21 protein-coding genes are annotated in these 21,067 nt (G+C 61.9%); 10 read left to right on the forward strand and 11 right to left on the reverse strand.

Annotated elements, in window-relative coordinates; genetic code table 11:
• The first annotated feature begins 16 nt into the window (after window positions 1-16).
• Window positions 17-337: a 2Fe-2S iron-sulfur cluster-binding protein gene (locus C5J26_RS08575; protein ID WP_046638420.1), complete on the forward strand. Its 321-nt coding sequence runs from the start codon at window positions 17-19 to the stop codon at window positions 335-337.
• Between the two features lie 424 nt (window positions 338-761).
• Here C5J26_RS08575 and C5J26_RS08580 read toward each other — a convergent pair whose 3' ends face one another.
• Window positions 762-1,310: a DUF922 domain-containing Zn-dependent protease gene (locus tag C5J26_RS08580; RefSeq protein WP_371673838.1), complete on the reverse strand. Its 549-nt coding sequence runs from the start codon at window positions 1,308-1,310 to the stop codon at window positions 762-764.
• Between the two features lie 253 nt (window positions 1,311-1,563).
• Here C5J26_RS08580 and folP point away from each other — a divergent pair, with 253 nt between their 5' ends.
• The 3 genes from folP to folK are packed head-to-tail and all read left to right on the forward strand — an operon-like array spanning window position 1,564 to window position 3,240.
• The gene (folP, locus tag C5J26_RS08585) at window positions 1,564-2,364 is read left to right on the forward strand and encodes a dihydropteroate synthase (RefSeq protein ID WP_371681899.1); all 801 of its coding nucleotides are present in this window, start codon (window positions 1,564-1,566) and stop codon (window positions 2,362-2,364) included.
• Complete coding sequence (folB, locus tag C5J26_RS08590) at window positions 2,364-2,729, forward strand: dihydroneopterin aldolase (RefSeq protein WP_046626632.1); 366 nt, start codon at window positions 2,364-2,366, stop codon at window positions 2,727-2,729. Before folP ends, folB begins: the two co-directional genes overlap by 1 nt.
• Complete coding sequence (gene folK, locus C5J26_RS08595; RefSeq protein WP_105401460.1) at window positions 2,698-3,240, forward strand: 2-amino-4-hydroxy-6-hydroxymethyldihydropteridine diphosphokinase; 543 nt, start codon at window positions 2,698-2,700, stop codon at window positions 3,238-3,240. The genes folB and folK overlap by 32 nt, the downstream gene beginning before the upstream one ends.
• A 16-nt stretch (window positions 3,241-3,256) precedes the next feature.
• On the opposite strand, the gene C5J26_RS08600 is transcribed toward folK, so the two are convergent.
• The 4 genes from C5J26_RS08600 to C5J26_RS08615 all read right to left on the reverse strand — a co-directional run bounded on the left by C5J26_RS08600 (window position 3,257) and on the right by C5J26_RS08615 (window position 7,046).
• On the reverse strand, window positions 3,257-3,811 hold the full coding sequence (locus C5J26_RS08600; RefSeq protein WP_046667140.1) for a hypothetical protein: 555 nt from the start codon (window positions 3,809-3,811) through the stop codon (window positions 3,257-3,259).
• 102 nt (window positions 3,812-3,913) lie between these two features.
• Window positions 3,914-4,993 carry a YcjF family protein gene (locus C5J26_RS08605; protein ID WP_105401347.1) on the reverse strand — a complete coding sequence of 360 codons (1,080 nt, stop codon included), beginning with the start codon at window positions 4,991-4,993 and terminating at the stop codon, window positions 3,914-3,916.
• Window positions 4,990-6,459, reverse strand: a complete 1,470-nt coding sequence (locus tag C5J26_RS08610) for a YcjX family protein (protein ID WP_105401348.1) — start codon at window positions 6,457-6,459, stop codon at window positions 4,990-4,992. Before C5J26_RS08610 ends, C5J26_RS08605 begins: the two co-directional genes overlap by 4 nt.
• Before the next feature lie 77 nt (window positions 6,460-6,536).
• Window positions 6,537-7,046, reverse strand: a complete 510-nt coding sequence (locus C5J26_RS08615; RefSeq protein WP_105401461.1) for a histidine phosphatase family protein — start codon at window positions 7,044-7,046, stop codon at window positions 6,537-6,539.
• 270 nt (window positions 7,047-7,316) lie between these two features.
• Here C5J26_RS08615 and dksA point away from each other — a divergent pair, with 270 nt between their 5' ends.
• Window positions 7,317-7,736, forward strand: a complete 420-nt coding sequence (gene dksA, locus C5J26_RS08620; RefSeq protein WP_007771163.1) for an RNA polymerase-binding protein DksA — start codon at window positions 7,317-7,319, stop codon at window positions 7,734-7,736.
• A 104-nt stretch (window positions 7,737-7,840) separates the two neighbouring features.
• On the opposite strand, the gene C5J26_RS08625 is transcribed toward dksA, so the two are convergent.
• A complete protein-coding gene (locus C5J26_RS08625) occupies window positions 7,841-8,908 on the reverse strand; it encodes a flagellar biosynthetic protein FliO (RefSeq protein WP_105401349.1) in 1,068 nt (355 codons plus the stop codon).
• A gap of 252 nt (window positions 8,909-9,160) precedes the next feature.
• Here C5J26_RS08625 and cckA point away from each other — a divergent pair, with 252 nt between their 5' ends.
• The 5 genes from cckA (at window position 9,161) to C5J26_RS08650 (ending at window position 17,748) form a co-directional block, all read left to right on the forward strand.
• Window positions 9,161-11,773: a cell cycle histidine kinase CckA gene (gene cckA, locus C5J26_RS08630; protein ID WP_105401350.1), complete on the forward strand. Its 2,613-nt coding sequence runs from the start codon at window positions 9,161-9,163 to the stop codon at window positions 11,771-11,773.
• A gap of 245 nt (window positions 11,774-12,018) precedes the next feature.
• Window positions 12,019-13,107: a recombinase RecA gene (recA, locus tag C5J26_RS08635; protein WP_105401351.1), complete on the forward strand. Its 1,089-nt coding sequence runs from the start codon at window positions 12,019-12,021 to the stop codon at window positions 13,105-13,107.
• 185 nt (window positions 13,108-13,292) lie between these two features.
• Window positions 13,293-15,953: an alanine--tRNA ligase gene (gene alaS, locus C5J26_RS08640; protein ID WP_105401352.1), complete on the forward strand. Its 2,661-nt coding sequence runs from the start codon at window positions 13,293-13,295 to the stop codon at window positions 15,951-15,953.
• A gap of 53 nt (window positions 15,954-16,006) precedes the next feature.
• On the forward strand, window positions 16,007-16,873 hold the full coding sequence (gene ttcA, locus C5J26_RS08645) for a tRNA 2-thiocytidine(32) synthetase TtcA (protein ID WP_105401353.1): 867 nt from the start codon (window positions 16,007-16,009) through the stop codon (window positions 16,871-16,873).
• Between the two features lie 50 nt (window positions 16,874-16,923).
• The gene (locus C5J26_RS08650; RefSeq protein WP_105401354.1) at window positions 16,924-17,748 is read left to right on the forward strand and encodes an inositol monophosphatase family protein; all 825 of its coding nucleotides are present in this window, start codon (window positions 16,924-16,926) and stop codon (window positions 17,746-17,748) included.
• Window positions 17,749-17,813: 65 nt separating this feature from the next.
• Here C5J26_RS08650 and C5J26_RS08655 read toward each other — a convergent pair whose 3' ends face one another.
• The 5 genes from C5J26_RS08655 to C5J26_RS08675 form a co-directional block, all read right to left on the reverse strand.
• Window positions 17,814-19,061, reverse strand: coding sequence for a multidrug effflux MFS transporter (locus C5J26_RS08655; protein WP_371681900.1), 1,248 nt, complete (start codon window positions 19,059-19,061; stop codon window positions 17,814-17,816).
• 91 nt (window positions 19,062-19,152) lie between these two features.
• Complete coding sequence (gene grxD / locus C5J26_RS08660) at window positions 19,153-19,488, reverse strand: Grx4 family monothiol glutaredoxin (protein WP_007770088.1); 336 nt, start codon at window positions 19,486-19,488, stop codon at window positions 19,153-19,155.
• A gap of 156 nt (window positions 19,489-19,644) precedes the next feature.
• Window positions 19,645-19,893 (reverse strand): hypothetical protein, encoded by a 249-nt coding sequence (locus C5J26_RS08665; RefSeq protein WP_105401355.1) that lies wholly within the window; start codon window positions 19,891-19,893, stop codon window positions 19,645-19,647.
• Window positions 19,894-19,896: 3 nt separating this feature from the next.
• The gene (locus tag C5J26_RS08670; RefSeq protein ID WP_007770085.1) at window positions 19,897-20,133 is read right to left on the reverse strand and encodes a BolA family protein; all 237 of its coding nucleotides are present in this window, start codon (window positions 20,131-20,133) and stop codon (window positions 19,897-19,899) included.
• Between the two features lie 107 nt (window positions 20,134-20,240).
• Window positions 20,241-20,924, reverse strand: coding sequence for a hypothetical protein (locus C5J26_RS08675; RefSeq protein ID WP_172745788.1), 684 nt, complete (start codon window positions 20,922-20,924; stop codon window positions 20,241-20,243).
• Window positions 20,925-21,067: the final 143 nt, after the last annotated feature.

Here is a 21,067-nt window from a genome sequence, read left to right on the forward strand (position 1 = left end):
CCCGGATTTCCCTATCATGACGAAACTGACCATCGTTGCCTTTGACGGAACACGCTTCGATATCGAAGCCGAGCCGGGCTCCACGGTTATGGAGAATGCGGTTCGCAATTCCGTTCCCGGCATCGAGGCCGAATGCGGCGGTGCCTGCGCCTGCGCCACCTGTCATGTCTATGTCGACGAGGCCTGGACCGAAAAGGTCGGCCCGCCGGCTCCCATGGAGGAAGACATGCTCGACTTCGCCTTCGAGGTGAAGCCGACCTCGCGCCTCTCCTGTCAGATCAAGATCAAGGCGGATCTCGACGGACTCGTGGTCAATGTACCCGAGCGTCAAGCCTGATCGCGACCTGATCGTCGCTCTGCCAACACGCCTGTCTCAGATGTTTCCGGGAAAAAAAAAGCCTCGCTCCGCAAAAGCGGCAAGCGAGGCCAGGCGGGCGCATCACCAGCAGGGGAGGGAGGAACCACCTGCGGCTTGAAGACGCGCCAGGAGAACTGAAACACCGGAAACCAAACTCGGGAACACCTGAAACAACCGCGTCCGACACATCGGTTCGAAAACCGGAAAGGTACGCTGATCCTGCGGCTATCTACCTCATGTGCCTCGTTTTTCGAAGCGTTGGTAGGTAAGCTATGTCTTAGGTTGTATCCGAGATTCCTATTTTAGACTATCACCATAAATCACCCGTTATTGACGAGGGATGGCGCAAGCTCCGCAAAAGCCTGGATGCGGTCGGTCGGGCTGATCCACGCCAAAAAGCGGATCAATTGCCGGATCGCTTCAGGCGATACTGCAGCAGCCGAATCATCCGCGAGTCGAAATTGGCCGCCTCGATCTGGTCGAACCGCAGCTGCTCCCGGTCATGCGCCTCAAGAACACGGCGGGTCGTCTCTGCCACCTGTCTTTCCAGTGCATCGCAGGTTCTGTTGGCGGGGAGGCCAAGCAGTTCCCGTTCGAGCTGGCGCGCGTGGTTGCGGGCGATTTCCGCATGCCGCTCCTCGTGGCGCTTGATGTCCTTCGACAAAGTATCCCAGATGAAGCCGAGATCGGCGGTGGCACGGCCGCGATTGCCCCAGCGCGGCAGGATGATGTGGGTTCGAAGTGTCACACGCGCCCCGCCGACCGAGCAGCGCCCGCCCTTTTCCACATACGTGACGTCGCCGCCGAACTTGATTTCGGTGGCGCCGGGATGGCGATGGCCGGTGCTGCGGGTGAGAGGGCCGCGGTTTTCCAGTTCCTTGTCGAGGTCCTCGGCCGTGCGGCCGCCGATCCGGAAATAGGAATAGGTCTTGTTGATGATCGGTTCTGCCATGGCCGTCGCAGGGATCGTGCAGAGGAGAAGAAAGACACCGAAAAACCGGCGGACTCTGCGCATGGAGAACATTCTATGGCCTGCGACGTTGAACTTATGGGGACCTTGGGGCATAGCCAGCCTGAGCGCAACACAAAGGCATCAAATTTTGCGTTACCCTTCGAAAGACGGCCGGCCGGTGATATCGCAGCGCAACAGCACCTGGCGTGTCGGGCGGGGCCGTGTCCTTGAACTCGGTCGCCAAGGCCAGGTTATGGCGATCATCAACATCACCCCCGATTCCTTTTCCGACGGTGGAAACTACGCAAACATCGATGCCGCGGTGTCTCACGCCGTTTCCTGTGTCCGCGACGGCGCCACTATCCTCGATATCGGCGGTGAGTCGACACGGCCCGGCGCCGCCGAGGTGACCGCGGCGGAAGAGCAGGACCGCGTCCTGCCGGTGATCGAAAAGCTCGCCGCGGAGACCGATGCGCTGATCTCGATCGATACCTACCGCGCCGAAACCGCCCGCCTGGCGATGGCGGCGGGTGCCCATATCATCAACGACGTCCATGGCCTGCAGCGTGAGCCGGAGATCGCGACCGTTGCGGAGCAAACATCGGCTGGCGTCTGCATCATGCATACCGGCCGCGGTCGCGAACAGGAAAAGCGGCCCGATCGCATCGCCGACCAGGAGTTTTTCCTGCGGCAGTCTCTCGAGATCGCTCGCAACGCCGGCATTTCCGACGAGGCGATCGTGCTTGATCCCGGCTTCGGCTTTGCCAAGGATCGGGACGACGACATGGAATTGATGGCGCGTTTTGCCGAACTGCATCGGCTCGGTTTTCCGCTGCTCGCCGGCACCTCGCGCAAGCGGTTCATCGGCGCCCTGACGGGACGGGAAAAGGCGAGCGAACGTGACGTCGGCACCGCCGCGACCACGGCGATCCTGCGCCTTGCGGGGGCGTCGATCTTCCGCGTCCACAACGTTGCCGCTAACCGCGATGCGCTGGCGATGGCCGACGCGGTTCTCGCCGCAGCCTCCGCTTACAACGCTAGAGAGGGCCTTTGATGGCGACCTACACGATCACGCTGAAGAACTGTGCGTTCTACGCCAAGCATGGCGCTTTCGAGCAGGAGGCCACGCTCGGCCAGCGTTTCTTCATCGACGTCATCATGGACGTCGAGGCGGACGAGGCACTCGAAAACGACGATGTCGCGAGCACCGTGCATTACGGCATCGCCTACGAAATCGTCGAGAAGGTGGTGACCGGCCACCGCCGCAACCTCATCGAGACGCTCGCCAAGGACATCGCCAAGGCGCTCTGCGCCTGGTCGCCGCAGATCCGCCGGGCAGAGATCGCCGTGCGCAAGCCGAGCGTGCCGATCCCCGGCATCCTCGATTATGCGGAGGTGCGTGTTGAGCATTTCGCCTGAAAAGACGTTCGAGGTCGCGGCTCTCGGGCTCGGCGGCAATATCGGCGATCCGCCGTCGTCCATGGCCGAGGCGCTCAGGCAGCTCGATGCGCGCGAAGACTGCCGCGTTCCCGCCGTCTCGAAACTCTATTCGACCCCGCCCTGGGGCAAGACCGATCAGGCGGATTTCTTCAACTGCTGCGTTCTGGTGGAGACTTCGTTGGAGCCGGAGGACCTGCTGGACGTCTGTCTGTCGATAGAGCGCGGTATGAAGCGCGTTCGCCTCGAGCGCTGGGGACCACGCACCATCGATATCGATATCCTGACCTATGGGACGCGGGAACAGAGAAGCGAAAAACTGGAAGTGCCGCATCCGCGCATGACCGACCGCGGCTTCGTGATGATGCCGCTCGCAGATATCGCCCCGGATCTTCTGGTGAAGGGAAGGAAAGTGCGCGACTGGCTTGGTGGAGCCGACACTGCCGGCATCAAGGTCGCGCGCGACAGCCAGGACTGGTGGCAGGGCGCCTGAGGCGCCCCTTGGTGTCTTATTGTTGGATCGAGCCGACGGCGATCGAATCCATGTCGCGGTCGAGGCTGAGCCCGATCACCGGAACCATCTGGTCTTCGACCTTGATCGAGATGGTGATGTTCATCTTGTTCTCGCCGCGCAGGCTCGCGACCATCGCGCCGTTGAGCTGATTGCGGTTGATGCCCATGACGACCTTGTCGCCGCTGACCGAACCGGAAATGATGTCGAGCCCCTTGCCCTCGGCGCCGTCCAGGAACTTGCCGGTGTAACCTCGGCCGCTCTGGGTAATCGTTGCCGACATCGGCTGCTGAAACACGCCAACGCGGCAGGTTCCATCGAGCTTGATGCCGACATTGCTGTCCGGAACGGAAGCGCCCGTGAGGTTGCAGCTGAATTTGGTGCCCTTGTACTTGCCGGCGACGATTTCGCCAGGGCCTTTCCAGACGCCCGCGACCGACTGGAAGAAAGCCTTGTCACGTGGAGCGGCCTCGGCCTGCGGCGCCACGGCGGAGGTGGCCGCGACAGTCAGAATGGCGAACCCGCCAAGAAGCGAAAAGAAGCGCGAATACATGAACTTTCCCCTGACGAGCAGCAACTTTAAGTGTCCCGTAATTTAGGGTGGAATGGTTAACGAGTGGTGACGATGGCCGGGTTTGAGCCATGGTCGGACACCCTATTGTTCATCTTTTCGCCCGCCGACGGTCGCGATATCCGAGATGAAATCGCCGATCCCGGGCCTTTTGACCGCCCGGAAGGGCAGCGGCCGGCACAGATCCATAGCGGCGATGCCGATTCGCGCGGTCAGCAGGCCATTGATCACGCCTTCGCCCAAACGCTTGGACAGTTTCGAGGCGAGGCCGTGTCCCAGAAGCTGTTGCGCGACACCGTCGCCGACGGCGATCGAACCGGTCACGGCGAGATGGGCGATGACGTCCCGCATCAGCCTCAACAGCCCAAGCGTGCCCGGCCTGCCGCCGTAAAGCTCGGCCATGGCGCGAATCAGTCGCGTCACTTCGAAAAGCACATAGGCGAGATCGACGATGGCGCGCGGGCTGACGGCGGTGACGATCGAGACACGTTTGGACGATCCGAGAATGAGCGCGCGGGCCTTGCGGTCGAGCGGCGCCAGGAGTTCCCGTTCGGCTAGTTCGATAAGCTGCGGGCCGTCGATGATCTCGTCTTTCGTCGCATCAAGGTTGGCGCGCCCCTTGGCCGTCTCTGCCCGGTGACTGAGGATCTTGGTGAGCGCGGCGACGACGGTGCGCGCAGCGGCAGGGCGAGGGGAAAGGACCGCCTCTTCCGCCTGGGCCTTCAGGGTCTGGACGGCGGAGAGCCGCATCATGCCGAAGATTTCGCGGCCGACGACCACGGCAACGGCGACAAGCCCGATGGCAAGCGCTGTGAGCGCCGCATATCCCAGCCAGTCGGCACGGGTGAACAGGTCGCGGATAACGCTATCGGCCCACAGGCCGAAGGCGAGCGACAGGAAGGTGCCGAAAGCGGCCGTCGCCAGGTTGACGAACGAGAATTTCTTGCGCGCCCGCGGTTCGGCGACCGGGATGGCTTCTGCGGCGAGTTCGGGCGGCGTCACGAACGGATCCTGTTCGTCGGGCGTCACCACGACGCCGTCCTCGAAGCTGCGCGGGCTGCGGCGAGGGACAGGCAAGGTTTCGTTTCGGGCAGCGCTTTCCTCTTCGACCGAGAAGGATGCGGGTCGGCGCTTGCCGTTCTGAGGTGATTCGGGCGGTCTCATGCGAGGCGATCTCCGAACAGGAACTGCATGGCGCGGTCGAGCCGGATATGCGGCACGGAGAGCTTCATGCCGCCATTCGCCTCTTCCAGCGCCGGCGGGCGAAAGCGCACCACGTTGATCTCCGGAAGCTCCGCGTGGATGGAATCCAGCTGTTGAAAGAATGCTTCAGGATCTTCCGGCAAATCACCGGGAAATATGGCAGTTTTCTTGTTTCCGTCAAAACGTTCGCCGTTGATCATCTCGCCCGAGATAGGCGTGCCGACGATGACCGGCAGGAGATGATTGTCTTCCTTGACGGTCGCCTCGCGGGTGGCGCGCACCGATGCGATCGCCATGACCTCGATGCCGGCGCCGGCCATTCCGATCCGCTGCACGGCGCGATCGACCAGCCGGCCGGTGAGCCGTTCCAGGCGATCATGGCTTTCGTGGTGCAGGTGGTCCGCCTTGGTGGCCGCGACCAGGACCTTGTCGATCCGGCGGCCGATCAGGGAGGAGAAGAAACTGTTGTGGCCCGGACGGAAACAGGCGAGCACGTCGGTCAGCGCCCGTTCCAGATCCTGCACCGCTTCAGGCCCGCGATTGATCGCCTGCAGCGCGTCGATCAGCACGATCTGACGGTCGAGCCGCGCGAAATGCTCACGGAAGAACGGCTTGACCACGACGTTCTTGTAGGCCTCATAGCGGCGCTCCATCATCGCCCGCAGCGAGCCCTTCGGCGCTTTGGTCTCGGACATGTTCGGCAGCGGCGCAAATGTGAGCGCCGGCGAGCCTTCGAGATCGCCGGGCATCAGGAAACGGCCGGGCGGCAGGGTCGAAAGCGATCGTTCGTCCGCCTTGCAGGCCTTGAGGTAGCCCGCAAAGGCTTCCGACAACCGCCTCGCGGTCATTTCGTCAGCCGGAGCGTCCGCATCGATGCCGTTTGCGAGGGCGAGCCATTCCCGCGACAATTCCTCACGGATGCCGGTTCCGGCAAGGGTTACGGTATTGTCGCTGAAGGTGCGAAAATCCTGCGCCAGCAGCGGCAGGTCGAGCAGCCATTCGCCTGGATAGTCGACGATGTCGATCGACAGCCGGCCGCGCGAAAACATCCGGCCCCAGCCGCTGGCGCTCTGGTAGTCGAGGGTGATGCGCAGTTCCGAGATGGCGCGGGTCGAATCCGGCCAGATGCGGTCGCGCACCAGTGCCTGGATGTGATCTTCGTATTGGAAACGCGGGATGGCGTCGTCCGGCTGCGGCTCGAGCCGCACGGCGGAAATCCGGCCGGACCGGAACGCCTCGAAGAGCGGCAACCGGCCGCCGTTCAGGAGATTGTGGACGAGGGACGAGATGAACACGGTCTTGCCGGCCCGCGACAGGCCGGTCACGCCGAGCCTGATGGTCGGATGCACGAGGCCCGAGGCACGGTCGGCGAGATTGTCGAGCGCGATGCGCGCGTCATCCGAGAAGCTGGTAAGCGAAGGCGGCAAGGCGTCGTTCCGGGTCCAGAGTTTACGCCTATATAGGAAGCCGGAGCGAGGCCGCAAAGCCGTCGCCTGGCTCCAGTTCAGGCCGTCAGGAAATCGGTCAGTGTCCAGGCTGCATCCGAGCCGGCGACAAAACCGCGATAGTCGAGCACGGCGAGGCCGGCAGGAGGATAGCCGCCGGGGATGACCGCCACCATCTGGTCGGCGCCGATCAGCCCTTCCAGCACTTCTTCCATGGTCGGGTTGTGGCCGACGAGCATGACCGAGTTGCTGTCCCGCTGTCCGCCAAGAATCGCAAGGTAGGTGCCGAGCGAGCCGTTATAGAGTTCGTCGATGAAGACAGGCTCGATCTCCTCGCTGATCGCGCGGCGGATCGCTTCGGCGGTCTGGCGGCATCGCGTGGCGGTGGAACTGAGAAGGATATCAGGCCTGTAGTTGCGATCGGCAGCCTTGTCGGCAACGATCTCGGCCTGCGCAAAACCCTGATTGTCGAGAGGGCGATCGAAATCGTGCTGTCCCGGCTCCGCCCAGCCGGATTTGGCATGGCGCAGCAGGTAGATGCGGGAAGGAGGAGGAGTGATCGTCGTCATGCCCGGCACCGCTAGTGAGAGGATGGAAGCGATGGGTAGCCTTTCGGCACGAGACTCGTCAACTGCCGCAGATGTTCTGAAATAGCCTGGCCCGGTGCAGCCTCCTGTGGAGAAGAGTTTCGGACATTCAGAATAAAAGCTTAAAAAATAGCCGTTTAGCGGATTTTTATGACAGTTTTAAAAAAGCCTTAATACTGAGCGCGAGGCTTGAATCCGGATGGGAGGATAGGATATAGAGCGCCGCATGAGATGTTCTTCAGGAGAATCGCGTTGAGTGAGAAGATCGATCTTAGCAATTATGTGCTCTCGGAAAACGATGAGTTCATGAATGCAAATCAGAAGGCGTATTTCCGGGCAAAGCTTATCGCCTGGAAAAACGATATCCTGAGAGAAGCGCGCGAAACGCTGGGTCACCTGGCAGAAGAGAGCGCCAACCACCCGGATCTCGCCGACCGGGCTTCCTCCGAAACCGACAGAGCTATCGAGCTTCGAGCCCGTGACCGCCAGCGCAAGCTGATTTCCAAAATCGATGCCGCCTTGCAGCGCATCGAAGATGGCACCTACGGTTACTGCGAGGAAACGGGCGAACCGATCGGTCTCAAGCGTCTCGACGCTCGTCCGATCGCCACGCTGTCGATCGAGGCACAGGAACGCCACGAGCGCCGCGAAAAGGTCTATCGGGACGAATAATCCGCCCGATCAGTCGAAAACGAATTCAAGGCACGGTTTTCCGTGCCTTTTTTCTTGGCGGAAAATTCAATCCTCGCGCCGGCTCACTTGTCGCGGGTGCCCGCTCACTTGTCGCGGGTGACGGACATCTCACCGAAGATGCGGGCAACTTCCGACTGCAGGCTCGGTTCCGGCGTGGCGCCGGTGACCGGCGGGACGCCGGGGTTCCTCGGCTGTATCTGCCGATTCGGCTGGGGGATGACGGCGGTCTCGCGGGCCGCAAGGTTGTTGGCCATTTCCTCTTCGAGAATCCGTTCAAAGTCGCTGCCGAGCTGTTTCGGCTTGTCGGCGGCCGATTGCAGGGCAGGCGGCACGATCGCAGCGCTGACCGGCACGGCGCGCGGCTCGGGTGCTTCCTGGAAGACCCGCCCACGGGCGGCGTCGAGCACGTCGGCCGCGTCGTCGAAAGCCGGAACCTGGGCTGGGGCAGGAGCCGGAGGCGGCGGAGGTGCAGCAGCAGCTGCCAGTGCCGCGATCGGCCGCAACTGTTCGGATTTTACCTCCGGGGCTTGACGGGCCGGCGGTTCGATCCTGGGGGCGGCAGCCGGCTCGGGAGCTGCTGCGTTGTTTGCCGGGGCAGGCGATGCAGGCCGCGGCGCCAGTGTACCGCTCATCGGTATCGGTCCCGTAGTGGGAGCCGCCGGCGGGGCGGCGCGCGGCGGCACGACGCTTTCCCGGGCCGGCTCGACGCGCGGTTCCGGAGCCGCGGGACGCGGGATCGGGGCAGGGCGTGGTTCGGCAACGGCAGCCGGTCGGGCTTCCATGGCGGCTGCGGCTTGAGCGGGAACCGTCATGTCCATCGGCTGGAACCGGCTGGCCGCTGTTGCCGGCATGGCATGTGCCGCCGTCGATATTCCGCTTTCGATGACGATATCGGTCGGTCCGCCGATCATGATCAGGTGCTCGACCCCGTCGCGGCGGATGAGAACAAGGCGACGCCTTGCATCGACGGCTGCCGCATCCAGGACCTGAAGCCGCGGCTGGCGGTTCTTGCCGCCGCGCACGAAGGGCGAAGGGCCGGAACGGCTGCGGATGAGCCAGAGCACGCCGATCAGGACGAGAAGCCCAACGCCGACGCCGACGACTGCGATCACCAGGCGGCCTCCATAGGCGCCCATCAGCTCTTCGAACATCTCTTGCCACTCCTCATATGAACGCCGCGGTAAAAAACGACTTTTTTCCTACCGAAGCAAGCTGCTAACTGTCACTGTCCCGCGCTGAAAAACAGCGTAGAAAAGCAAAGATAGGTCACTCCGCCAAACTGTCCCGGGTTTTGTGGCGAAGCAGAGCTTTTTGCTTAACCTGCAACTTGCTAATAAGGAATCGCGGGATTCCCGATCCCTGAATGTTCATGGCCGCAGCGCCGGTCGAAATGCGAGGAATTGATGACGAAGTTGCAGCAGAGCGGCAACTACGAGGCGCCCCTGGTGGAAAAAGGGACGCGTGGCGGCACCATCATCCGCATCGTTCTCCTGGCGCTCGTTCTCTGTGGCGTTGCCGCCGGATTCGTGCTGTTTCAGCATGCGCTCGACAACGAACTGGTGCTCGGCCTGCTCGGCATTCTCGCCATGGTCGGCATCTTCTTCCTGGTGTCGTCGATCATCGGCCTCGTCGAGGTCATGCCGCAGTCGCGTTCCGACGAGCTGGCCCGCGGGTTCCTCGCCAACCATCCCGACGGCATTCTAATCACCGACGCCAAGGGCCGTATTCTCTACGCCAATGCCGCCTATGGCCGGATGACCGGCGCGACCAAGGCGAGCAACGTGCAGTCGCTCGAGGCGCTTCTGTCCAAGACCCGCGAATCGACAGAGGCGCTCTACCGGCTGACGACGGCTCTGCGCGAAGGCCGGGAAGGCCATGAGGAGTTCCGGCTTCTCCAGCCGATCGGGCGGACGACCGGCAACGGTTCCGGTGCCCACTGGTACCGTCTCAAGGCACGGCTGCTGACGCCCGCCGACAGCCGCAAGGGCCAGCTCGACATCTGGCAGATCACCGACATTACCTCGGAACGCGACGACCAGGAACGGTTCTTCCGCGAGCTGCAGAACGCCATCGACTATCTCGACCACGCGCCCGCCGGGTTCTTCTCCGCCGGCAAGAAGGGCGAAATCTTCTACCTGAATGCCACGCTTGCCGAATGGCTCGGCATCGACCTGACCAAGTTCGTGCCGCGCTCGGTGACGATTGCCGATCTGGTGGCGGGCGAGGGCATGGCGCTGATCCAATCGGTGCAGGCCGCACCCGGGCTGAAGCGCACCGAGACGCTCGACCTCGACCTGCGCCGCGCCAACGGCCAGAGCCTGCCCGTGCGCCTGGTGCACAATGTCAGCGCCACCCGCGACGGCGCGCCGGGCGAAAGCCGTACCATCGTGCTGGCACGGCCAAAGGGCGGCGAGGGCGACCAGTCGGCTTCCGCGATGCGCTTCACGCGCTTCTTCAACAACACGCCGATGGCGATCGCCTCCGTCGATGGCGAGGGCAGGATCCTGCGCATCAATGCGCCGTTCCTCAAACTGTTTGCCGGCGTCGTTTCCCGCGACGACGTGGATGCCGGTATCGAACTCGACCGCATCGTTCACGACAATTCCCGCCAGCATCTGATGCAGGCGATTGCCGCTGCCAAGGACGGGCAGGGCGATATCGCCCCGATCGATTCGCGCCACCCGGGTGACGAGAACCGCTATGTGCGCTTCTATGTGAACGCCGTGATCGACGAGAGCGACGAGGCACCGGAAGAGGCCGCGATCGTCTACGCCGTCGAGACGACCGAGCAGAAGGCGCTCGAAACCCAGATGGCCCAGACCCAGAAGCTCAATGCGGTCGGCACGCTGGCGGGCGGCATCGCCCACGACTTCAACAACGTCCTGACGGCGATCCTTCTGTCCTCCGATCACCTTCTACTGCAGGCCCGCCCATCCGACGCGAGCTTTGCCGATCTGATGGAGATCAAGCGCAACGCCAACCGCGCCGCCGTGCTGGTGCGCCAGCTGCTCGCCTTCTCGCGCAAGCAGACCATGCGGCCGGCGGTGCTGAACCTCACCGACGTCGTCGGCGATCTGCGCATGCTGGTCGACCGGCTGATCTCCGGCACCAATGTGAAGCTCGAAGTGGACTACGGCCGCGATCTCTGGCCGGTGCGCACCGACCTGTCGCAATTCGAGCAGGTACTGATCAACCTCTGCGTCAACGCGCGCGATGCCATGCCCCAGGGCGGCACGATCCTGATCAAGACCCGCAATGTATCCGCCGAGGATGCCGGTGGTTTCAACCAGGCGGATCTGCCGGCCGAAGATTTCGTGATGGTCGAGGTTTCCGACACCGGCACGGGCATTTCGCCCGAAATCATGGACAAGATCTTCGAACCGTTCTTCACCACCAAGGAAGTGGGCAAGGGCACCGGCCTCGGCCTCTCGATGGTCTACGGCATCGTCAAACAGTCCGGCGGCTATATCTATCCCGAATCGGAAGTCGGACGCGGCACGAGTTTCCGCATGTTCCTGCCACGCCACATTCCCGAAACGCCTGTCATCGTCCAGGACGCTACCGCAACCGGTACGCAGGCGCAGCCGGCCGTTATCGCGCCTGTCGTGTCGACGCCCGCTTCCGACGACCTCGACCTCACGGGAAAGTCGGCGGTCGTGCTGCTCGTCGAGGACGAGGAGGCCGTCCGTCGCGGCGGCAAGCGCATGCTGGAAACCCGCGGCTACACCGTGCACGAAGCGGGTTCCGGCACCGAGGCGCTCGACATCATGGAAGAGCTGCAGGGTAAGGTGGATATCGTCGTCTCCGACGTCGTCATGCCTGAAATGGATGGGCCGACGCTTTTGACCGAGCTGCGCAAGATCTATCCGGACATGAAGTTCATCTTCGTTTCCGGCTATGCCGAGGATGCGTTTGCCCGCAACCTGCCGGCCGATGCCAAGTTCGGCTTCCTGCCGAAGCCCTTCTCGCTGAAGCAGCTTGCCGTGGCGGTCCGGGAAATGCTCGATTCGGAGTGAGAATCGGATCATCTCTCATGAATTTCAAACGCCGCGATTTCCTCGTCAAATTGCGGCGCAGCTTTGATTTCAAACGGGAATTTTCCACACCCCGGCGGGCGTGAACATCATGAGAACGAAATCGAAATATCTATTTCGACTCAATCTCTTGGGCGACCCTTGCCAAATGAGAACAAAATAGGTACATCACCTTTATCGGCTGCTTCATTGCGTGCGCGGCGGCAATAACCTAAAGGTGGGACCAGATGGCACAGAATAGTTTGCGGCTCGTAGAGGATAAAGGCGTGGACAAGAGCAAGGCGCTGGAAGCGGCATTGTCGCAGATCGAACGGTCCTTCGGTAAGGGATCGATCATGAAGCTCGGTGCGAACGAGAGCATTGTCGAAATCGAGACGGTTTCCACCGGCTCTCTCAGCCTCGATATCGCGCTCGGCATTGGCGGCCTGCCGAAGGGCCGCATCGTTGAAATCTACGGTCCGGAAAGCTCCGGCAAGACGACGCTTGCATTGCAGACGATCGCCGAAGCCCAGAAGAAGGGCGGCATCTGCGCCTTCGTCGACGCCGAACATGCGCTCGACCCGGTCTATGCCCGCAAGCTTGGCGTCGATCTCCAGAACCTTCTGATCTCGCAGCCGGATACCGGCGAGCAGGCGCTTGAAATCACTGACACGCTGGTCCGTTCCGGTGCCGTCGATGTCCTCGTTATCGACTCGGTTGCGGCACTGACGCCGCGCGCCGAAATCGAGGGCGAAATGGGCGACAGCCTGCCGGGCCTCCAGGCACGCCTGATGAGCCAGGCGCTGCGCAAGCTCACCGCTTCGATCTCCAAGTCGAATACGATGGTGATCTTCATCAACCAGATCCGCATGAAGATCGGTGTGATGTTCGGTTCCCCCGAAACCACCACCGGCGGCAATGCCTTGAAATTCTACGCCTCGGTTCGCCTCGACATCCGCCGCATCGGCCAGGTCAAGGAACGCGAGGAAGTGGTCGGCAACCAGACGCGCGTCAAGGTCGTCAAGAACAAGATGGCGCCTCCCTTCAAGCAGGTCGAATTCGACATCATGTATGGCGAGGGCGTTTCCAAGACTGGCGAACTGGTCGATCTCGGCGTCAAGGCCGGCATCGTCGAGAAGTCAGGCGCCTGGTTCTCCTATAACAGCCAGCGCCTCGGCCAGGGCCGCGAGAACGCCAAGACCTTCCTGCGCGATAATCCGGAACTCGCCCGCGAGATCGAGACGTCGCTCCGCCAGAATGCCGGCCTCATCGCCGACCGTTTCCTGCAGAATGGCGGCCCGGACGCTGACGACGGTGACGTGGCTGCAGATATGTAAGCCTTCCCGCCGCACTCGGAGTTTTCTCCGGCTGATTGCTTTTGAACCGGTCGCGCATGGAAAGATGTGCGGCCGGTTTCTCGTTCGGTTAGGCGGTGGGGCGGCTGGACAGTTGGGGGTGTGGGCGATACAAGCCTTTGGTTTTCGAATAATAGGACCGCATCCGGCGGTAAAAAGGGCGTAGCATGAGCGGCGTGAATGAAATCCGGTCGACCTTCCTCGACTATTTCCGAAAGAACGGGCACGAGGTCGTGTCCTCAAGCCCGCTGGTGCCGCGCAACGATCCGACGCTGATGTTCACCAATGCCGGCATGGTTCAGTTCAAGAACGTGTTCACCGGTCTTGAGAAACGCCCCTATACGACCGCGACGACGGCTCAGAAATGCGTTCGCGCCGGCGGCAAGCATAACGACCTCGACAATGTCGGTTATACGGCTCGTCACCACACCTTCTTCGAGATGCTCGGCAATTTCTCCTTCGGCGACTATTTCAAGGCGAATGCGATCGAGCTTGCCTGGAACCTGATCACCAAGGAGTTCGGCCTCGACGCCAAGCGTCTCCTGGTCACCGTCTACCACACCGATGACGAGGCTTTCGACCTCTGGAAGAAGATCGCCGGTCTTTCGGACGACAGGATTATCCGCATTCCGACCAGCGACAATTTCTGGGCGATGGGCGATACCGGTCCCTGCGGCCCGTGCTCGGAAATCTTCTATGATCATGGCGACCATATCTGGGGTGGCCCTCCCGGTTCGCCGGAAGAGGACGGCGACCGATTCATCGAGATCTGGAACCTCGTCTTCATGCAGTATGAGCAGCTGACGAAGGAAGAGCGGATTGACCTGCCGCGCCCGTCGATCGACACCGGCATGGGCCTGGAGCGTGTTGCGGCCGTCCTCCAGGGGCAGCACGACAATTACGATATCGACCTGTTCCGCGCGCTGATCTCAGCCTCGGAAGAGGCGACCGGGATCAAGGCGGAAGGCGAGCACCGCGGCAGCCACCGCGTCATCGCTGACCATCTGCGCTCCTCCGCCTTCCTGATTGCCGACGGCGTCCTGCCCTCGAACGAAGGCCGCGGTTATGTGCTCCGCCGCATCATGCGCCGCGCCATGCGCCACGCGCAGCTTCTCGGCGCCCGCGATCCGCTGCTCTGGAAACTGCTGCCGGCGCTGATCCAGCAGATGGGCCGCGCCTATCCGGAACTGGTGCGTGCGGAATCGCTGATTTCGGAAACGCTGAAGCTCGAGGAAAACCGTTTTCGCAAGACGCTGGAGCGCGGGCTTTCGCTGCTGTCGGACGCGACGAACACGCTTCACAAGGGCGATATGCTCGATGGCGAAACCGCCTTCAAGCTCTACGACACCTACGGTTTCCCGCTCGATCTGACGCAGGACGCTTTGCGCGCCCGCGAAATCGGCGTCGATATTTCCGGTTTCACCGACGCCATGCAGCGCCAGAAGGCGGAAGCCCGGTCGCACTGGACCGGTTCCGGCGACAAGGCGACGGAAACGATCTGGTTCGAGCTCAGGGAAAAGCACGGCGCGACCGAGTTCCTCGGCTACGACACTGAAACGGCCGAAGGCGTGGTGCAGGCGATCGTCCGCGACGGCAAGGCTGTCGATAGCGCCTCCGCCGGCGAACAGGTACAGGTCGTCGTCAACCAGACACCGTTCTATGGCGAATCCGGCGGCCAGATGGGCGATACCGGCGTAATCTCGACCGACAATGGCAAGCTGAATGTCTCGGATACCCAGAAGAAGGGCGAGGGCCTGTTCGTCCACATCGCGACCGTCGCTGAAGGCACGTTGAAGGTCGGTGATGCGGTGGCGCTGACGGTCGATCATGTCCGTCGCTCGCGCCTGCGTTCCAACCATTCGGCCACCCATCTGCTGCATGAGGCGCTTCGTGAAGTGCTTGGCACCCACGTGGCCCAGAAGGGTTCGCTGGTGGCGCCGGAGCGGCTGCGTTTCGACGTCTCGCATCCCAAGCCAATGTCGGCCGAGGAGTTGCAGAAGGTCGAGGACATGGCAAATGCCATCATCCTGCAGAATGCACCGGTCACGACACGGCTGATGAGCGTCGACGACGCCATCGCCGAGGGTGCCATGGCGCTGTTCGGTGAAAAATACGGCGACGAAGTTCGTGTCGTTGCGATGGGCAAAGCGATCGAAGGTCCGAAGGCCGGCAAGCCCTATTCGGTCGAACTCTGCGGCGGCACGCATGTCAACGCGACCGGCGATATCGGCCTTGTCCGCGTTCTCGGCGAAAGCGCGGTCGGCGCCGGCGTTCGTCGCGTCGAGGCGGTGACGGGCGAGGCTGCGCGGGCCTATCTCGCTGAGCAGGATGAGCGCGTGAAAACGCTCGCCAGCGCCTTGAAGGTGCAGCCGGCGGAATTGGTGTCGCGCGTCGAAGCGCTGATCGACGAGCGCCGCAAGCTCGAGAAGGAACTGGCGGATGCCAAGCGCCGGCTTGCGATGGGCGGCGGGCAGGGCGGTTCGGCCGGCGATTTCAAGGAGATCGGCGGCATCAAGTTCATGGGCAAGGCGCTCGACGGCATCGATGCCAAGGACCTCAAGGGCCTGGCGGATGAAGGCAAGGCGAGCCTCGGCTCCGGCGTCGTCACCTTGATCGGTGTTTCGGAAGACGGCAAGGCAAGCGCTGTGGTTGCGGTCACGCCGGATCTGGTCGAGCGCTTCAGCGCCGTGGATCTGGTCCGCATCGCATCCGTGGCGCTTGGCGGCAAGGGCGGCGGCGGCCGTCCTGACATGGCCCAGGCCGGTGGACCCGATGGCGCCAAGGCCAATGAGGCGCTCGACGCGGTTGCAGCCGCTCTCGACGCCTGACGACAAACACCAGAAGCGGGCATAGCCCGCTTTTCGGTTTCAAAGGAAGACCAATGGGCGTGACGGCCAAGATCGACGACGAGCTGGACGAGGTCGAAAACGGCCTCGTGCCGGCGCTCTTTAGGGATGCGCCGAGTTCGGTCTCGTTCAACAAGCTGCGCAAGCGCCTGCTCCGGCAGGTGCGGCAGGCCTTCGACGATTTTGGCATGCTGAACGGCCAGAAGCGCTGGCTGGTCGGTCTCTCCGGCGGCAAGGATTCCTATTCGCTGCTCGCCGTGCTGCTCGATCTGCAATGGCGCGGCCTGCTGCCCGTAGAACTCCTGGCCTGCAATCTCGACCAGGGCCAGCCGAACTTCCCGAAGCATATATTGCCGGAATACCTCGCTTCGATCGGCGTGAAGCACCGCATCGAATATCGCGATACCTATTCGATAGTGAAGGAAAAGGTCCCCGAAGGCGCCACCTATTGTTCGCTCTGTTCCAGGCTGCGGCGCGGCAACCTCTATAGGATCGCCCGCGAAGAGGGCTGCGATGCTCTGGTGCTCGGCCATCACCGGGAAGACATACTCGAAACCTTTTTCATGAACTTTTTCCATGGCGGCAGGCTCGCGGGCATGCCGGCAAAGCTCTTGAACGACGAGGGCGACGTGATGGTGCTCAGGCCGCTTGCCTATTGCGCCGAGGACGATCTGGCCAAATTCGCCGCCGCCATGCAGTTCCCGATCATCCCATGTGATCTCTGCGGCTCGCAGGATGGCCTGCAGCGCAATTCCATGAAGGCGATGCTTGCCGATATTGAGGCCCGCATGCCGGGCCGCAAGGATACGATGCTGCGAGCGCTCGCGCACGTGAACCCGTCGCACCTGCTCGATCCGAAACTCTTCGATTTCTCCGGCCTGCAAGCCACTCAAAGTCTCTGAATTCCTCCCCAATCCCGTCTTCCCGCACCAATCCCCCAAGAGACCACGTCATGACCCTTCCGCTCGACATCACGAAGCTTGCCGATCTTCTGCGCCTTGCCGCCAAGGCGGAAATCCTGCCGCGTTTCCGGCGGCTCGGCAGCGGCGACGTACGTTCGAAGAGCGAGCCGTCCGACCTCGTAACCGAGGCCGACGAGGCCGCCGAGCGGATGATCCGCCGCGAGCTCGAAGCCTTTGCGCCCGGCGCGCTCTTCGTCGGCGAGGAATCGGTGGCGGCCGATCCGTCCCTGCTCGCCAAGCTCGCCGATGCGGAATTCGCGGTGGTCGTCGATCCGGTCGACGGCACCTTCAACTTCGCCTCGGGCATCCCGGCCTTCGGGGTCATGGCCTCCGTCGTCTGGAAGGGCGAGACCGTCGCTGGGATCATCTACGATCCGATGGGCGACGACTGGGTCATGGCGGAAAAGGGCGCCGGCGCGTTCATGAGGCGGCCGGACGGCGAGGCGATCCGGCTTTCGGTCGCCGACGCCCGGCCGATCGAAGCCATGATCGGCATGGCATCGCCCGGATATTTCTTCGGCGGCGAGCGGGAACGGATCCTCGGCAACCTCGCAAAGGTCCGGTTCTTCGCCAACTATCGTTGTTCGGCCCATGAATACCGCACGTTTGCCGGCGGCCATGTGCAGTTCGTGCTCTACAACAAGCTGATGCCCTGGGACCATCTGGCCGGCACGCTGATCGGCACGGAGGCTGGCGGTTACGTGGCGCGCTTCGACGGCTCCCCTTACATGCCGCACCATGTCGACGGCGGCCTGCTGCTCGCCACCGACAAGGAAAGCTGGCAGATGCTGCGCAACGAGATCATCGGCCACTGAAATAGCGGCCATCAACAAGAAAAAAGGCCGGATTGCTCCGGCCCTTTTCCGTTGGGGACTGTAACTCAGATCTTCGGATTATGCGGCTGGAAGAGTTTTCCCTTTTCGCCGATCAGCACGAAGATCAGCCCGATGATCGAGACGGTGAAGAAGCCCACGACCAGCGGCAGTGCCGTACCGTCGAAGGCCTGGCCGATCGCGACGCCAATCAGCGCGCCGCCGACCGTGCTCATGAAGCCGAGGACGGCGGACGCCGTTCCGGCGACATGGCCAAGCGGCTCCATGGCGAGCGAATTGAAGTTCGAGCCGATCCAGCCGAACTGGAACATGGCGAGCCCGAAGAACACGATGAAGATCACGAGCGGCATGGGTTGAGGCCCGAAGATCTGCACGAGCATCCAGACGAACGTGATGCCGATAAAGCCAAACAGCGAGCCGTGTGAAAGGCGCCGCATGCCGAAACGCCCAACAAACTTGGCGTTCAGGAAGGATGCGGCAGACATGAACACCGCCACGCAGGCGAAGACCACCGGAAACCAGACGCCGACGTCGTAGATCCCGACATAAATCTGTTGGGCCGAATTGATGAAGCCGAACAGGGCGCCGAAGATGAATGTGCTGGCAATCGTGTAGCAGAGGGCGAGGCGATTGGTCAGAACCATCTGGAAGGCGTGCAGGATAGAGGAAATGGTGAAGGGACGCACATCGGCCGGATCGAGTGTTTCCGGAAGGCGCGAATACATCCAGAAGCCGATGCCGAGCGCGGCGACTGCCATGAACACGAAAATCAGGTGCCAGTTGCCGAACAGCATGATCACCTGGCCTGTTGCCGGCGCGATGACCGGCACGACCATGAAGACCATCATGATCAGCGACATGACTTCCGCCATGGCGCGACCACCGTATACGTCGCGCACGATCGAAATGGAAATCACCCGTGTTGCGGCCGCTCCGGCACCCTGGATGAAGCGAAGGGCCAGCAGCGCTCCGAACGATGGTGCGACGACGGCGCCGACCGCGCAGACGAAATAGAGGCCGAGGCCGAAGAGCATCGGGTTCCTGCGACCGAAACGATCGGAGATCGATCCGTAGATGATCTGCGCAGCGCCGAGGCCGAAGAGATAGGCTGAGACTACATATTGCCGATGGTTCTCGTTGACGACGCCGAGCGAGGCGCCGATCTCCTGCAGGCCAGGGAGCATGATGTCGATGGCGAGCGAATTGATGGCCATCAACATCGCCATCATCGCGATGAATTCGACCCGGCCCATGCCGCGCAGGCGGTCCGGGGCCGTTTGTGAAGGATTGGTCACAGCAGCTTCCTAAAAACAACGTGAAAGGCGCCGTTGGGAGCGGCGCCTTGAAAATATCTTATAAAAATCCCGGACCGGAGCCCGGAAGATCTCAGGCCGCGCCGCGGACGCTGATGCCCTGTTCCTGCAGGTGAGTCTGCAGTTCGCCGGACTGGAACATCTCGCGGACGATATCGCAACCGCCGATGAATTCGCCCTTGACGTAAAGCTGCGGAATGGTCGGCCAGTTGGAATAGTCCTTGATGCCCTGGCGGATTTCCGCATCGGCGAGCACGTTCACGCCCTTGTAGTCCAAACCGAGATAGTCGAGGATCTGCACGACCTGGCCCGAGAAACCACACTGCGGGAACTGCGGGGTGCCCTTCATGAAGAGAACCACGTCATTGGTCTTCACTTCGTTGGCGATAAAATCGGTAATTCCGCTCATGTCCTATCCTTTCACATGCGGTTTCAAGGGCCGCTGCGCTGCGTCATCTGCCTTAAATAGCAACGTGGCATCGGGAATTCCAGCGGAATAGTCCATCGGAAAGCGCTTATTGCCTCGCATGACTGCCGTTTAACCCATCGACCAAGTCCATTGGCGTCAGCGGCTGCGCTGCTTGCTGCGGCTTGCCGTCGTGCGCCGGCGGCTCACCTGTTTCGTCGCCGGCTTCGCCGTGCGTCTGCTTGTGGTCTTGGTGCGTGCAGTCTTCCTGGCGAAACGCCCGGTAGTGGCCGAGCGGATCTGCCGCTTCTTGCGTTTGGCGGGCGTGCGGCCATGCGATTTGCCGAGAAGTTCCTTCAGGGCAGTTTCCACGAGGCCGGTAACGATCTCCTTGATCAGGTCAGCCATCGCTCACTCCGCTGGAGCCGAAGTCTGTAATGCCAGCGCGTGGAGCACGCCGCCCATATTGCCCTTCAGGGCCTCGTAGACCATCTGGTGCTGCTGCACCCGGCTTTTTCCCCGGAACGCTTCCGCCACCACTTCCGCAGCATAATGGTCGCCGTCGCCAGCAAGATCCCGGATGGTGACCTTGGCACCGGGAATGCCGGCCTTGATCAGGTCTTCGATTTCACCGGGTCTCATAGCCATGATGTCATCCCTTTTCTCTCCGCGGGACTCAAAACCGCGGAACCTTTTGTCAGGATACACTGCCTCAAAGCTGCTCTCCGGTCAAAGCTGGATCGAACAGCTCCGCCTCAATGGTGCAAGAATACGTGTTTCACCCTATGGAGGCTGGCTTTGGCCCGGGTTCTGAGCGGTGGAAGATGCTGGGTGCGGGAGAAGCGGAAAAGCCAGATCGAGCTCAGGGTGAGGATCATGAAACCGTAGGATTCGATGCTCTCCTCCATCACGACGATATCGAAATGCTCGGCAAGTTGGCTGCAGGCGAGAACGCCGGCAACCAGGGCCAGCGGCCAGGAAAGGCGCGGGTGAACGGCTCGGAGAAGGCCTCCTCTATGGCGATATTCGAACACGATCGTCGCGATCAGCAGAATAAGTGCGGCCGCGCCGATAATAATCGGCAGCCAGGTCTTCGACACGCAATAAACTGTCACACTGTCGCGGCATATTGGCATCTCGCGCATGAAGAAGACGATGGAGATGCAGGCCGTCGTGATTGCGACGAAACGGGCCAATATCCGCGTCCCCAATGCCGCCATGACGGCAAAAAGGGCGGTGATGGCAAGCGAAGCAGACTGAATGTCTTCGATGGGGCCGTCTTCATTGAAGATGTCGTAGGTGGTCATACCCATCTTCGAAAAAACCATCCAAGCCAGAACGTTCAGGCAAAGGGTGATGATCAGTGCATCGAGCCAGATGCGCTTGTAGTGCCAGGTCGGGCCCGATGACCTCATCCAGGTCAAAATCGGCATAAGCATTTTTGCGCGCTTACTTTCCTATTTCAGAAAACCGCAATGCTTATCGGGATAGCCCGAGTCCATCAATCCCCCGCGCTTCAACTTTTGTGCAGCTGTGCAAACAAACCGCGATCTGGAAACCGCGGCCTTGTCAGCAAGCTGAT

The sequence above is a fragment of the Neorhizobium sp. T7_12 genome (genome assembly GCF_002968535.1).
Classification (GTDB): Bacteria; Pseudomonadota; Alphaproteobacteria; order Rhizobiales; family Rhizobiaceae; genus Neorhizobium; species Neorhizobium tomejilense.

Bases quoted from the DNA above. Each gene is read 5' to 3' on its own strand.
- C5J26_RS08575 (WP_046638420.1), top strand. From the start codon at position 17: ATGACGAAACTGACCATCGTTGCCTTTGACGGAACACGCTTCGATATC.
- C5J26_RS08580 (WP_371673838.1), bottom strand. From the start codon at position 1,310: ATGGCAGAACCGATCATCAACAAGACCTATTCCTATTTCCGGATCGGC.
- folP (WP_371681899.1), top strand. From the start codon at position 1,564: ATGGCGATCATCAACATCACCCCCGATTCCTTTTCCGACGGTGGAAAC.
- folB (WP_046626632.1), top strand. From the start codon at position 2,364: ATGGCGACCTACACGATCACGCTGAAGAACTGTGCGTTCTACGCCAAG.
- folK (WP_105401460.1), top strand. From the start codon at position 2,698: ATGCGGAGGTGCGTGTTGAGCATTTCGCCTGAAAAGACGTTCGAGGTC.
- C5J26_RS08600 (WP_046667140.1), bottom strand. From the start codon at position 3,811: ATGTATTCGCGCTTCTTTTCGCTTCTTGGCGGGTTCGCCATTCTGACT.
- C5J26_RS08605 (WP_105401347.1), bottom strand. From the start codon at position 4,993: ATGAGACCGCCCGAATCACCTCAGAACGGCAAGCGCCGACCCGCATCC.
- C5J26_RS08615 (WP_105401461.1), bottom strand. From the start codon at position 7,046: ATGACGACGATCACTCCTCCTCCTTCCCGCATCTACCTGCTGCGCCAT.
- C5J26_RS08625 (WP_105401349.1), bottom strand. From the start codon at position 8,908: ATGTTCGAAGAGCTGATGGGCGCCTATGGAGGCCGCCTGGTGATCGCA.
- cckA (WP_105401350.1), top strand. From the start codon at position 9,161: ATGACGAAGTTGCAGCAGAGCGGCAACTACGAGGCGCCCCTGGTGGAA.
- recA (WP_105401351.1), top strand. From the start codon at position 12,019: ATGGCACAGAATAGTTTGCGGCTCGTAGAGGATAAAGGCGTGGACAAG.
- alaS (WP_105401352.1), top strand. From the start codon at position 13,293: ATGAGCGGCGTGAATGAAATCCGGTCGACCTTCCTCGACTATTTCCGA.
- ttcA (WP_105401353.1), top strand. From the start codon at position 16,007: ATGGGCGTGACGGCCAAGATCGACGACGAGCTGGACGAGGTCGAAAAC.
- C5J26_RS08650 (WP_105401354.1), top strand. From the start codon at position 16,924: ATGACCCTTCCGCTCGACATCACGAAGCTTGCCGATCTTCTGCGCCTT.
- grxD (WP_007770088.1), bottom strand. From the start codon at position 19,488: ATGAGCGGAATTACCGATTTTATCGCCAACGAAGTGAAGACCAATGAC.
- C5J26_RS08665 (WP_105401355.1), bottom strand. From the start codon at position 19,893: ATGGCTGACCTGATCAAGGAGATCGTTACCGGCCTCGTGGAAACTGCC.
- C5J26_RS08670 (WP_007770085.1), bottom strand. From the start codon at position 20,133: ATGGCTATGAGACCCGGTGAAATCGAAGACCTGATCAAGGCCGGCATT.
- C5J26_RS08675 (WP_172745788.1), bottom strand. From the start codon at position 20,924: ATGCTTATGCCGATTTTGACCTGGATGAGGTCATCGGGCCCGACCTGG.